The 13,115-nt window shown below is 48.9% G+C and carries 11 protein-coding genes; 3 read left to right on the top strand and 8 right to left on the bottom strand.

Going from position 1 to position 13,115, the window contains the following annotated elements:
* Nucleotides 1–1,098, top strand: a complete 1,098-nt coding sequence (locus ACYQ1O_RS08490) for a M48 family metallopeptidase (RefSeq protein WP_459991234.1) — start codon at nt 1–3, stop codon at nt 1,096–1,098.
* 50 nt (nt 1,099–1,148) lie between these two features.
* Here the strand turns inward: ACYQ1O_RS08490 and ACYQ1O_RS08485 are convergent, their stop codons facing one another.
* Together ACYQ1O_RS08485 and creD are read right to left on the bottom strand one after the other, a co-directional pair.
* Nucleotides 1,149–1,475, bottom strand: a complete 327-nt coding sequence (locus tag ACYQ1O_RS08485) for a hypothetical protein (RefSeq protein ID WP_459991233.1) — start codon at nt 1,473–1,475, stop codon at nt 1,149–1,151.
* The gene (gene creD, locus ACYQ1O_RS08480; protein WP_459991232.1) at nt 1,472–2,845 is read right to left on the bottom strand and encodes a cell envelope integrity protein CreD; all 1,374 of its coding nucleotides are present in this window, start codon (nt 2,843–2,845) and stop codon (nt 1,472–1,474) included. Before creD ends, ACYQ1O_RS08485 begins: the two co-directional genes overlap by 4 nt.
* Before the next feature lie 232 nt (nt 2,846–3,077).
* Here creD and ACYQ1O_RS08475 point away from each other — a divergent pair, with 232 nt between their 5' ends.
* Together ACYQ1O_RS08475 and ACYQ1O_RS08470 are read left to right on the top strand one after the other, a co-directional pair.
* Nucleotides 3,078–3,266, top strand: coding sequence for a DUF6726 family protein (locus ACYQ1O_RS08475; RefSeq protein WP_459991231.1), 189 nt, complete (start codon nt 3,078–3,080; stop codon nt 3,264–3,266).
* A gap of 121 nt (nt 3,267–3,387) precedes the next feature.
* Nucleotides 3,388–4,320 (top strand): hypothetical protein, encoded by a 933-nt coding sequence (locus ACYQ1O_RS08470; protein ID WP_459991230.1) that lies wholly within the window; start codon nt 3,388–3,390, stop codon nt 4,318–4,320.
* Nucleotides 4,321–4,516: 196 nt separating this feature from the next.
* On the opposite strand, the gene ACYQ1O_RS08465 is transcribed toward ACYQ1O_RS08470, so the two are convergent.
* The 6 genes from ACYQ1O_RS08465 to zapE all read right to left on the bottom strand — a co-directional run bounded on the left by ACYQ1O_RS08465 (nt 4,517) and on the right by zapE (nt 13,080).
* The gene (locus ACYQ1O_RS08465; protein ID WP_459991229.1) at nt 4,517–4,957 is read right to left on the bottom strand and encodes a hypothetical protein; all 441 of its coding nucleotides are present in this window, start codon (nt 4,955–4,957) and stop codon (nt 4,517–4,519) included.
* A 428-nt stretch (nt 4,958–5,385) separates the two neighbouring features.
* The gene (locus ACYQ1O_RS08460; RefSeq protein ID WP_459991228.1) at nt 5,386–6,336 is read right to left on the bottom strand and encodes a hypothetical protein; all 951 of its coding nucleotides are present in this window, start codon (nt 6,334–6,336) and stop codon (nt 5,386–5,388) included.
* A gap of 16 nt (nt 6,337–6,352) precedes the next feature.
* A protein-coding gene (locus ACYQ1O_RS08455; RefSeq protein ID WP_459990705.1) for an IS3 family transposase occupies nt 6,353–7,521 on the bottom strand; the annotation gives its coding sequence in 2 pieces (ribosomal slippage) (nt 6,353–7,248 and nt 7,248–7,521; 1,170 coding nt in all).
* Nucleotides 7,522–7,551: 30 nt separating this feature from the next.
* Nucleotides 7,552–7,710: an SEC-C metal-binding domain-containing protein gene (locus ACYQ1O_RS08450; RefSeq protein WP_459991227.1), complete on the bottom strand. Its 159-nt coding sequence runs from the start codon at nt 7,708–7,710 to the stop codon at nt 7,552–7,554.
* Between the two features lie 638 nt (nt 7,711–8,348).
* On the bottom strand, nt 8,349–11,843 hold the full coding sequence (dnaE, locus tag ACYQ1O_RS08445) for a DNA polymerase III subunit alpha (RefSeq protein WP_459991226.1): 3,495 nt from the start codon (nt 11,841–11,843) through the stop codon (nt 8,349–8,351).
* Between the two features lie 67 nt (nt 11,844–11,910).
* Nucleotides 11,911–13,080, bottom strand: a complete 1,170-nt coding sequence (gene zapE, locus ACYQ1O_RS08440) for a cell division protein ZapE (RefSeq protein WP_459991225.1) — start codon at nt 13,078–13,080, stop codon at nt 11,911–11,913.
* Between the last annotated feature and the right edge of the window lie 35 nt (nt 13,081–13,115).

Here is a 13,115-nt window from a genome sequence, read left to right as displayed (position 1 = left end):
ATGCAGACATTCCAAGCCATTTTATACGGCGGTGATTTGCCCTTGGCAGGGCAGGCGGTGACCGCCAATTTTATCGGCGAATTATTATTGGTTAAAGCCCATTCGATCAGTGTCAATGGCAGCCAAATTGTCATGGGCGTGGGGGGCTTTGAGCATAACGAGTTTTACCTGCACTGGCAGACGCCCGACGGCGTGGCGATGAGCCTTAAATTGCACAGCAAAAATGACATCGCGATTGTGATGGCTGACGCGCCTGCCAGCCTAAGCCAGCAGTTTGGCAAATGGCAACAACGCCAGCGCAGCATCAAAATGGTTTGGGGCAGTTTGGCAAGTTTAGCGATTGCCGTCGTGTTCGGCGTTTTGTTGCTATGGTCCAATTACGATAACGCCTTAGGTTGGATGGCGAGGCAAGTTTCCGTGCCACAGGAAGAGCAGTTGGGCAAATCGGTATTGGCGCAGATTGAAAGCCAAGGCGGCACGATTAAGAAAGGTGTCGCCTTCAATGCTGTTAAAAGTGTCGGCGAGCGCTTAACTGAAAACTCCCGCTACCATTACCAATGGCTGATAAAAAAAGACAAGACCGTCAACGCTTTTGCTTTGCCTGGCGGCATTATCATTGTCCATTCCGGCCTGATTGCCAAGGCCGAAAATGCTGACGAATTGGCGGCAGTGTTGGCGCACGAGGTACAACACGTCGAACGCCAGCACGCGCTCAAAAACATGATTAACAGCTTAGGTTGGGCGGCGGCGTTAATGGTGCTGCTGGGCGATGTCAATACCGCCACCGCTGTGATTGTCCATCAATTGGGCAACTTGGTTTTCAGCCGCGACAGTGAAGACGAGGCCGACCGTCTAGGCTTGCAGGCTTTAATCCATGCCAAAATCAAACCCGATGGTATGGTCAGCTTACTGCAAAAACTGGCTAAAGAACCTGGTGCCGATGTGCCAGAATGGTTATCTTCGCACCCCGATATTCAGGCGCGCATTGCCACCGTGCAACAAATGCTCAAGCAACAAGCCTGTCCGACCTGCCTGCCACTGGCTTTGGATTGGCAGAAGGTGCAGGCAGACCAGGCATTGTTAAAAGGTGATTCTTAAAGTGTCACGCTAAAGGCGCAACCGCTATTTTGGTCAATGGGGCGGTGTATTTAAGCCCGAAATTCCTGGCTTGGGTCAAGATAGAACAACAGGTTCCAAGCTTGCGGCGCATCGGCACGGTATTGCTGCCAAATGGGCAATAAGCTGCGGATGGCAAAGTGCAAATGCGGTGCTTTGCCTTGCGCGTTGCCGGATCTGGCGAAAATATCGATACCTTTATGCGTACCGGAACGGCCCCACGGGTGATACCAAAAGGATTGGGGATGCCAATCGGCGGCTGTTGCACCTTCCACGGGTATGATCGCCTGGGTAGACGGCAAACAACCTAAGACAAATACAGCCAACACGATCAACAAGCTGAAACGGAACGAGTTCATAGCGGCACCCCGTCGTCTTTGGGGCGGCTGGTTTGGTTAGTCAGGGCATACCAATCGAAACGGCGTGTGCTTAGCATTAGTGCGGCGAGTACTGCAAACACCAACAAACTGCCCATCAGCAACGCGCTTTCTTCCGCTTGCAAGATGACATACAGCGCACCGTACAAACCCGACAAGCCCGCGCCCAATAGCCAAGCCAATTTGCTGCCACCCAGAATGCCGCCAAAATACCCCGTCAACAATGCCGTGCTGGCGGTAGCGGCAATGGCGTAGGCCACAGCAAATGCCAGATGTTCGGACAGCGAAATCAGCAGCAGGTAAAACATCAGCAAAGCCATGCCCACCAAGGTGTACTGGATGGGATGGATGCGCACTTTTTTCAGCAGCTCAAACAAAATCAAGGCCATAAACGTCAGCAAAATGAACAGTTCGGCGTATTTGATGCTGCGCTCCGATTGCTGGTAAACATCGACCGGTTGGATCATATCCAAGCCAATGGTTTGCTGCAGCAAATTGGGGCATTCGCTAAGGCGGCAATTTTTAAGCAAGTGGTTGACGTTATAAGAAAATGACGAAGCCCGCCATAGGGCGCTAAAGCCTTGCTCGGAGACTTCCCGTTGTTCGGGCAGCAAAATGCCAGTAAAGCTGGGATGCGGCCAATTGCCCGCCAACTGCAAGCGGGTATCTTCGGCAAGCAAGGCAAATTTGACTGAACGCATGCCGCGTACTTCCAAATCGATGCTAAAGCGATGGTTTTTGGCTTGGCTTGCATCAAAATTCGGCAAGGCGACATGAATGCCCGCTTCGGTTTTGGGTAAGGCCGAACCGGGCTGGAAGGTGATTTTCTGACCATCCCAATCCAATGTTGGCGGCGCGATAACGCCACGCTGATCGCTCAGCAAAATCGACAACTCCGGTTTACCAAAGCTGATTTTGCCATTTTTATTGGCATTGATGATTTCCAACAAAGCCGCATCGCTAAACTCGCCTTGCATTTGGGTGCGGCTGCCAAACACCGGCACGCCGTAAATGCCGCGATAACGCAAACTGCTATCGACTTGGCTGTTGATTTTTAACTGTTTGGGAATGATATACAGCAGTTCATTAGCGGTCACCTCACGGTTAACCTGAACCTCTCCCTCTGGACCGCGTTCGGTTTCGGTAATTTGATAAGTCAGCTGGTAAGGCACGGTAATTACCGGTCCGCCTAATGTTTGTGGCCCAGGCCAGCTTTGTTCAATGCTGGAAAAAGATTGGCGCAGCCAGTTTTGCCGTTCATAAATCAGCCCGTGCATAAACGCTTTGGGCAGCATCAGGGCCATTATCAGAAAAAAAATGACGCCGAGCTTAAGGTAAAAATTTTGTTTCATTGCATATCTCCTGTTTTGGGGTTTGCACTTACAGTACAAGGAGGCTATGCAGATAAAGTGCTGGAGATAAGGAAATTGCCTGCAGCAAATGTGCAGATTTTGTGGCATTGTTGGGAGTGGCAAACGACAAGGCAGAATATATTTCCTGATAGCCGCCGCTTCAGTGATAATGCGGGGGCAAGGAAGCAAGCCTAACGGATGGAAAACAGACTGCAAAAATTGAGAGGCATTTATGAAAGCTAAAAAGATTATCTTGTGTGTCGTGATGGCCGGCGCTTTGTCAGGCTGTGTTTTTACAAAAGTCGTCAGCGTACCGATGCGGGTTGGGGCGGCGGTGGTTTCTGTCATACCGGGCGTGGGCAATAAAACGCACGATGCCATCGATGGCGCTGCCGAAACGGTAGACGATATTCCTATTTAATTGCGGCTTTAGTCAACGGACGCCACGGATGATGGGTTTGGCTTGTCATCCGTGGCTGCGTATCCTACGGACACTGATCTGAAATTTGTCCAACCCAATGAAAAATCCAGCCACTTATTGAATGAAAAACACCCTCTTCACCTTTGAACAAATCCACATTGAAGTGGCACGTAATGCTTCTGACGATTTCAACTTATTCCACGACAAACACAAATGGCTGGAGATCACCCACAACCCCTTCAAAGGGCCGATTGTTTTGGGTTTTCAGCTAAATACCTTAATCGAATACCAAATGCGCCTGTACCGCGAAGCCCATCACGAAGAGCGCATCATTGCCGAAAAAGGTTTGCGGTTCAGTAATTACCAAGTGATTTTTGTCAATGCCTTAAGGCCGCGCCAAGAAATCTCGCTGGACATTAAAAAAACCCTCATCAACACCATCCCCAACCTGACCTTAACCAACCGCATCACCATCAAATCGCAAGGCAAAACCATTTTGCTGGGCTACAAAAAAGAAACCCAAACACCGCTGTTCCTTGCCGATACCGATTTAAGCACCTTGCCGGATTTGAACAAACTGCCCGACAAAAGCGTGGTGCCAGAAACCGATTTTTTCCTGAAGCGCAAATGGATGCACAACGGCAACGTCAAAAATTTCTTGTCCGGCTCGCTAGCCGAGCAGTCCGATTATTTTGACGAACTGACCCACTACGCCCATTATCCGGAAGTATTTCCCTGCAGCCTGACATCGGGCGCCTTGTTGGATAAGGCGCAATTGGAAAACCACGACTTCAAAGCCAACCCGATGGTTTACACCTCGCACGACATCAGCGTGGACAGGCTTTTGGCAAGCCAAGTCAAAAACAACGACAAACTGCATATTTTGGTCAAACAATTACCGGAATCAAAAAGCAACACCTTAAACAACACCGATATTCAGCTGCGTTCTTACGAGTGTTATGGCTTGCTGGAAAATCAGGAAATTTTGTTTAGGATCCGTTTAAATCTGGTGCCGTTGGAAGAGATTATTAAAAATTTGCGGAGTAAAAATTAGTTGGCCTAAATCCGCCAAAAACCCAGCCTGCCACCGTAGGTCGGGGTGATGTCAGGAACCCCAACAATTGATGTGTACGGATGTGTTGGGGTTCGTACCTCACCCCAACCTACGGGCTGGCTTTATTTTGTTAGGAATCTATTAAGAATACATAAAAAAGTTAAATACCAGAAAAATACTTAGGAAAAGTAATTTTTCAGACTCTCCACAAATTCAAAAGCCAGTCTCTCATTTTTATATGAATTCGCGGTTTATCAGGAAGGCATTCTAATTTTGGGCTAATCAAAATAACGCCCCCACCTTCTTCAATTGTTTTTAAATGTAAAGGAAAATCTCTTTTTTTCAGGCTCTTGACAAATTCTAAAAGCCAGTCTCTCATTTTTATATGAATTCTCGGTTTATCAGGAAGGTATTTTAATTCTAGGCGAATCAAAATAACGTCCCTACCTTCTTTAATTATTTTTAAATGTAAAGGAAAGTCTATTTTTTTCAGACTCTTGACAGATTCTAAAAGCCTGTCGCTCATTTTTATATAAATTCGCGGTTTATCAGGAAGACATTCTCTTCTCTCTAATTTTACACCAAGTAAATAAACATTCTCTCTTTCTGAGAGAAAATCAAATTTTATTTCTTTCATAATATTTTATTAAATTATAATTTATTTAGTAACCGTTCACCCGTGGGTTGATTGAAATGGGCGGACATCCAGGCGGGTCATGTATTACATCACGGTTTACGATAGCCAATATTTCGGGTGATGAGGGTTCTCAATATACTTATTACCAAGCCCTACCGCGCTAATAACAGTGACATATAAGATGGCTCAAAGCCACCGTTACGGGTATCAAGCGAGAGAGTATGTTTGCCGACCGTTATTGGCTTTGGATTTTTGATAATCATGCAAAAGAACTTTGGTTGCGACTGCCCAACGTTACGGTAAGGGGCGCGCCGCTAACGAAAGCGAAACGAAGCCGCCGAACCTTGATAAAGACCAAAACTTCAAAACCGCCAACGGGCGGCGAGTCCCTTTGACTGACTTGTTGGGCTAAATTGCAACCACTCAACTTAGACTAACGATATTATTTCACAGAAACTGCTTAGACTTCCAAGTTCGAGAAAAACGGGTTCAAGTGCCATTATTGCCTTTGGCGGAAGCCAAATAATTCGATATTCTTTTTGGTAAGAATATCGAAAATGTTTTGAGAAAAAAACATCCAAATTGGCTGATTTTGCATTCAGTGGATCAAAATAATGAACTGATTCAGAAGAGGCCGAAAAATCTGGGTATTTTTTGTAAAACTCTAACATTAAGAGTTCTACAAACTGACAAGGATTCTTGATAATTAAACAACAATCCGCTTCAAAATCGCCAAAAAGTCTAGGTGAATATGCTGATGCTAAACAATAAGCATAATAATTTGTTGACGATTGTCTGGTGTATTTAATATTACCTATTGGTTCAATGAGAACTTTTGACTCTCCTGTTTTTCCGCAGATAGCTTCAATTTTAGTTTCTGAAGGAAGCCCAAAAATTGATACTTCTAGTTCAGAATCTCTTATAGCTGAATTTAGAGAAGGGTCATCATAATAAGAAGCTGGCATGATGCGGACTAAGCCAGTATCCAAAGTGGGACGTAAATATTCATATTTACCGAATTTTACAAGGAAGCTTCCCTCTTTCAAGTTCATAAGTTTGAAAGCTTGTTGAGCTTTTTGCAAACCCGGCCACTTGTGTTTCGGTATTTGAGAATCGCTCAATTTATAGGCAAAAGGAGCAGGATACTCGTATTCCCTTAAAACACATTCTTCCAAAATGTGAGTTCCCAATTCTGCCCAATATCCTCCTCCTTCTGTAATTGGCTGAAGCCCTATTTTGAACATATCATCCGCTTCGGTTAGCGCTGTAATATTGGCAAGTAAATCCTTAAATCTTTTAACCAACTCATCTTCATTTAGATGTTCAAGATAACGGCGAGTCCGGTATTGCATACGCCAGAACTCTAAGGTACTCCCCATTGTCTAGACCAAAATCTCATAAAATTAAGATAGAAGCCGGTTGATAAAAATGGGTTGTTTCATCCTTCTCATAACACTTCCCTAAATACACGTCGGCGGGTGTCCGATAGCCCAACGATTGGTGTAGACGATGATGGTTGTAGAAATGAAAGAAATCCTTCAATCCTAGCCAGGTTTCCTGGACGGTGTGCCTATCCTGCAAGTACACATGCTCATACTTGACTGTGCGCCACAACCGCTCAACAAAAATATTGTCCAATGCCCGGCCACGCCCGTCCATACTGATTTTGATGCCTTTGTCCAGCAGCGGCTGGGTAAAGCGGGGCGTGGTGAACTGCGAACCCTGGTCGGTGTTGAAGATTTCGCATTGCTGGCGTTCGGTTATAGTGCCGATGGCTTCAATGCAGAAATCCGCATCCAAGGTGGTGCTCAACGCCCAGCCCAGAATGTATCGGCTGTACCAGTCAATCACCGCCATCAGGTAGACAAAGCCTGATGCCAGCCGGATATAGGTGATGTCGGTGCTCCACACTTGGTCGCAACGGTCAATCACCAGCCCGCGCAACAGGTAGGGGTAGACCTGATGTTCCGGATTCCGCTGGCTGGTGTTGGGTTTCTGGTACACCGCCTCCAGCCCCATCTTCCGCAGCAAACGCCTGACCCGCTTGGCGTTCACCTCATGCCCCAGGTTGCGCAAATGCGCCACCATTTTCAATACCCCATAACAGGGTGTCCGCGTGTATTGTTCGTCCAGAAGCCGCATCAGGGCTAGGTTTTCCTCGCTTTCACCCGCAGGCTGGTAGTACAGGGATGAACGGTTCAGCCCCAGCAGGCCGCATTGTTGCCGAACACTGAACTGTGGGTCTTGCGGGTCAATCCCTAGTTGCCTTGTCGCTAATGGCTGGCCGAGGACTTTTTTTTGAGCCAGTCCCGTTCGGCGATGAGCTGGCCTATCTGGCGGTGCAGCTCGTCAATGTCCTGTTGCTGATTGTCCCGTGCCTTTTCCTTTTTCCCGCTGAAGGCTTCCGGGATCACCGCCAACGCCTGCTTTTTCCAGAGGTTGATCTGGGTCGCGTGGACACCGTATTCGCTGGTCAGTTCGTTAACCGTTTTTTGTTGGCGGATCGCCTCGACGGCCACTTGGGTTTTAAATTCCATTGTGTGGTTCTTGCGTACATTGGCCATAGTTTAGTTTGCCTTTTTGGGTAAGGCTTTCTATCTTAACTGCTGGTCTAAAATATGGGGAGTATCATACTCATGGCGACGCATTGTAGTGTTCGTTTTTGATTTTGATGTGTCATGAAGTGAGCCGCAACACTTTTTATATTTTTCTCCACTCCCACAAGGACAAGGCTCATTTCTTCTGGTTTCCATTGTTTTTCCTAACCGAATACTAAAACCAAAAAATGACTACGAATACTAAAAGTTGATAAACGTAAAGCGAAATCTGGCCTAGATTGCCCAACGTAAAGTAGACATCCTAATTGACGTAAAAAAACACGTCAAAAGGATGCCCATTAATTTTAAAAATATTAAAACACATTTATTTTCATTTGTTTGCTAACATTTAGCATTTCCTAAAAAAGCTGCATTACACTTCAGGCGAATAAATCAAACAACAACTTTTTTGCTTTTTTAGGACAGCCAAGATAATGCCCCATTCTTTAAGCCGTGTAAACGGAGTCCTTTATAAAAAAGTAGTTAGTTTCATCACTTAGGTTCGGTTCGTTCAAGCGCTAGTTCTTCTGTGCCGGAACGGCTTTGTAAGGCCGTAAGGCGCAATAACCAACCGGCATTGCGCCGCCTGTTGGAAATCAATCATCCGGTGCAATAGGCTATCGAGGCTGTGAAAGTATTCCAAATTATTGACTTTTATTCCAATATATAGTGCTTTGTAGCTAGATCATATACAATATATTGTGCTTTAAATTTCAAAAACCGAATACTTTCACAGCCTCTATCGCTATTGGTTTCTACGAGTTCTAGCGACCAAGAGGGTCGCGCTCCTTTCATTAACCATATCTAACCAAAACCGCCGCATCCCCCAGCCAAACCCGAAGGCGGTGCAGTAGTTCGTCGCTGGGGTAAACCCGCCAGTCGTCGCCCAGTTGCACCAAGGCTTGTGCTTCGGGCGAGGTGTAGCGGATGCTGAGGGTGCTGGAGCCGCGTTTGAACGGCACTAAGGTGCTGCCCAGTTTGCTGATGAAGGTTTTTTTATCGTTGTCGCCATCGACGATCCAGTCGATTTGCAAGCCCCGCGAGAAGGCTTCGCGGGCTTGTTCCATGTTGTAGATTTTTTCTGCCGTTAGGCGCAACGTGCCGGAGAAGCTGTCGATGCCCAAGCTGCCTTCCACCACGATCAGTTGGTCGCGCACCAGCAGGTCGCGGTAGTTATCGTAGATTTCGGCAAAGGCGGCGCATTCCAAACGGTCGGTGCGGTCGTCCAATTGGATAAAGCCCATGGTTTTGCCGCTTTTGTTTTGGCGGGTGCGGACATCCATGACCAAACCGGCGACGCGCGCGTTTAAGCTGCCGCGCGAGCGTTCCACCGTGGCTTGCAGATTGGCGATGACACCGTGGGTGAAGTTTTTTAGCTCGGCTTCGTATTCGTCGATAGGGTGTCCGGTCAGGAACAAGCCTAAGATGGCTTTTTCCGCCGCCAGCTTTTCTTTTTGCGTCCACGGCGGTACGCGGGTGGTGTAGGTTTCGCCTTGTTCGGGTGTGCTTTCGTCATCGCCGCCGAGTCCGAACAAATCGTTTTGTCCGGTTTGTTGCATCAGGCCGTGTTGCTCGGCGACTTGCAGGGCGGTCGGCAGTTCTGCCAAATGGCTGGCGCGGCAGGGGTTAAAGCTGTCGAACGCACCGGCTTTAATGAGGGCTTCCAAAACCCGCTTGTTCACTTTGCGGGTATCGACGCGTTTGCACAAATCGTACAAACCGGTGAAATCGCCGTGGGCTTTGCGTTCTTCGATGATGACATCTTCCACCGCCGCTTCGCCCACGCCTTTGATTGCGCCCAAGCCGTAGACGATTTGCCCGTGGCGGTTGACGGTAAATTTGTGTTCCGACATGTTGAGGTCGGGCGGGCAAATGGTCAGCTTCATTTGCCGGCATTCTTCAATCAGCACCACGACTTTGTCGGTGTTGTCCATATCCGACGACAGCACAGCCGCCATAAATTCGGCGGGGTAATGTTCTTTGAGCCAAGCGGTTTGGTAGGCGACCAATGCGTAAGCTGCCGAGTGCGATTTGTTAAAACCGTAACCGGCGAACTTTTCCATCAAGTCGAAAATATAGGTGGCGATTTTTTCATCGACCTGATTTTGTACCGCACCGACAGTAAATTTCTCGCGTTCTTTCGCCATTTCTTCGGGCTTCTTCTTGCCCATCGCACGGCGCAGCATGTCCGCACCGCCCAGCGTGTAGCTAGCCAGTTCGCGGGCAATTTGCATCACCTGTTCCTGGTATAAAATAACGCCGTTGGTGGGTTTTAAGATCGGCTCCAACAGCGTGTGTGCGTATTCGGCCTTGGCACCGTGCTTGACGTTGATGTAGTCATCGACCATGCCCGATTCCAACGGGCCGGGCCGGAACAAGGCCACCAAGGCGATGATGTCGTCGAAACAATCGGGCTTGAGCTTTTTAATCAGTTCTTTCATGCCGCGCGATTCCAACTGGAACACGGCGGTGGTTTGTCCTTTTTTCAGCAATTCGTAAGTCGGCAAATCGTCGCGCGGAATCACGTTAATATCGACCAACGCTTCGCCTTGCGTGGCTTTTTTGGCGTTGATGGTTTGCAAGGCCCAGTCGATGATGGTCAGCGTGCGTAGACCTAAAAAGTCGAACTTGACCAAGCCGACCGCTTCGACATCGTCTTTGTCGAATTGCGTGACCAAGTTGCCGCCGCCTTGTTCGCAATACAGTGGGGTAAAATCGGTCAGTTTGGTGGGCGAGATGACCACGCCACCGGCGTGTTTACCGGCATTCCGTGCTGTGCCTTCCAGCGACAAGGACATATCAATCAGCGCTTTAACTTCTTCTTCGCTGTCATACAGCTGCTTTAGCTCGGTGCTTTCTTGCAAGGCTTTGGTCAGCGTCATGCCGATTTCAAACGGGATCAGCTTTGCCAAGCGATCCACAAATCCGTAGGAAAAACCCAGCACCCGCCCGACATCGCGGATGACCGCTTTTGCCGCCATCGAACCGTAGGTGATGATTTGCGCGACATGGTCTCGACCATAATGGCGTGCCACGTAGTCGATGACTTCGTCGCGCCGGTCCATGCAAAAGTCGATGTCGAAGTCGGGCATGGAAATCCGTTCGGGGTTTAAGAAACGCTCGAACAGTAAATCGAATTCGATGGGGTCCAAATCGGTGATTTTCAGCGCGTAAGCCACTAACGAACCAGCACCGGAACCCCTGCCAGGCCCAACCGGAATGTGTTGGTTTTTCGCCCATTGGATAAAGTCGGCAACAATCATGAAGTAGCCGGGGAAGCCCATGTTGGCGATCACTTTCAGTTCGGTTTCCAAGCGTTGGTAGTAGACTTGGCGGTTTTCTTGGTCTGAGCCTTTGCCGATGGCGGGGTATTGCTGCAAGCGTTCGTCCAAGCCTTTTTGCGCTTCTGCTGCCATCAGGCCGTCTAAGGTCATGCCTTCGGGTACAGGAAAATCCGGCAAAAAGTTTTTGCCCAGCGTCAGCGTCAGGTTGCAGCGTTTGGCGATTTCGACGCTGTTGGCAAGGGCTTCCGGCAAGTCGGCAAACAGTTCTTGCATTTCTTCAACGCTGCGCAGGTATTGTTGCGGCGTGTAATCTTTGGGGCGGCGGCTGTCATCCAAGACGCGGCTTTGGTTGATGCAAACCCGCACTTCGTGGGCGGCAAAATCGTCTTCGTGCAGAAAGCGCACGTCGTTGGTGGCGACTACCGGCAAGTCGGTGGCGACCGCCAGTTGTACGGCGGCGTTCAAATAGCGTTCTTCATCGGGTTTGCCGACGCGTTGCAGTTCCAGATAAAAACTGTCGGGAAACAACGCTTGCCATTGTTGTGCCAGTTGCGTTGCCAAATCGGTATTGTCTGCCAATAAGGCTTTGCCAATGTCACCTTCCATTGCGCCGGACAGGGCAATCAGGCCATCGTGGTTGGCAACCAGCCAGTTGCGCTGCAACATGGGCACGCCTTGGTGCTGGCCTTCTTGGTAGGCTTTGGAGATCAGTTCGGTGAGCGTGGTGTAGCCCAGCTGGTTTTTGACCAATAAGGTCATCCGAAACGGCGTGACCGGATCATCAGGGTTGACCACCAAGACATCCGCACCGGCGATGGGTTTGATGCCTTGGCTAGAGGCGGTTTTATAAAATTTGACCAAGGCAAACAGGTTGACGTGGTCGGTGATCGCCACGGCGGGCATTTTCAGTTCCAGCAGGCGTTTGGCGAGCGGTTTGATTTTAACAATGCCGTCTACCAGCGAAAATTCGCTGTGCAGTCTAAGGTGAACGAAAGCCGGTTGCATCTTTGTTGGAATTGATAGGGTAGGGGGAAAGCTTAACCGCTTGTGCGGGACAAGGGTGTGGCGAAGGTTAGAGGGATTTTACAGGATTACGCTGCAAATAGCCTTGTGACTGCATTTCTATTAAGCGCGATACGGTGCGTCTGAATTCAAAGGCACCATCGCCTTCGACATACAAATCTTGGGCGGGTACTTCGGCGCTGCATATCAATTGGATATGGTGTTCGTACAAGACATCGACCAAGGTCACGAAGCGCTTGGCTTCATTGCGCTTTTCGGCGGTCAGTTTGGGTATGTCGGAGAGGATGAGGGTGCGGCAATGTTGGGTGATAGCCAAGTAGTCAGCTGCACCCAAGGGTTGCACGCACAAGGCTTCGAAGCTGGTCATGATGATATCTTGGTGCGCTGCCGACAGCAACACTTGTCGTCCGCTGACGGTTAATGTCAAAGGCTTGATGGCCGCGCCTTGGCTTAAGTCTTGGTAGCTTTGCCGGACAAAACGGTCGGCGTGTTCGCCTAACGGATGCCAGTAGCTGGGCGAGGCAGGCATGCCGTTAATCAGCCGGTAATCTTCTTTGGCGACCAGTTCGATAATTTCTGCCGAGTTGCGCAGCACTTTAATAAAAAACAAGAATTGCTCGCGTTGCAAGCCGCCTTGGTATAAATCGTTGGGATGGCGGTTGCTGGTCATGATGATGCTGATGTTGGCTTCAAACAGTTTGCTGAACAAACGGCCCAAAATCATGGCATCGGCAATATCGGTGACGTGGAACTCATCAAAACACAGCAATGACACCGATGCGCTGATTTGTTGCGCCAAAGCGCTTAAGGCGTCGCTGCCATCGGTTTGCCGATAGGCATGGATGAAGGCATGGACTTCCAGCATAAAGCTGCTGAAATGGACGCGGCGTTTTTCTTGGATAGGGCAGGCATCAAAAAACAAAGCCATTAACATGGATTTGCCGCGCCCGACATCGCCAAAAATATATAAGCTAGGGAATTTTATCGGCGGCGGTGCCAGCCATTTGTGTAAAACGGGTTTGCGTTGTTGCTGATGGGCAATGAGCAGCTGCTCCAGCACAGTTTGCAAATGCTGCAAGGCGCTGAATTGCGCGGCGTCAAATTGGATATGTTGGCTGGCGATTTGCTGGTGGTAAAGCTTTTCCATCAGCCCGTGGACGTGGCTAGGGACGGCAGCTTGAACCGATTTGGGGGCGAAAAAAGAGGGTTTGTTCAGCATGTCCGCTATAACAACTGATGGGGCATAGTGAGTTT

The organism is Methylosoma difficile (assembly GCF_054657615.1).
This window is presented reverse-complemented; position numbering and strand designations above follow the sequence as displayed.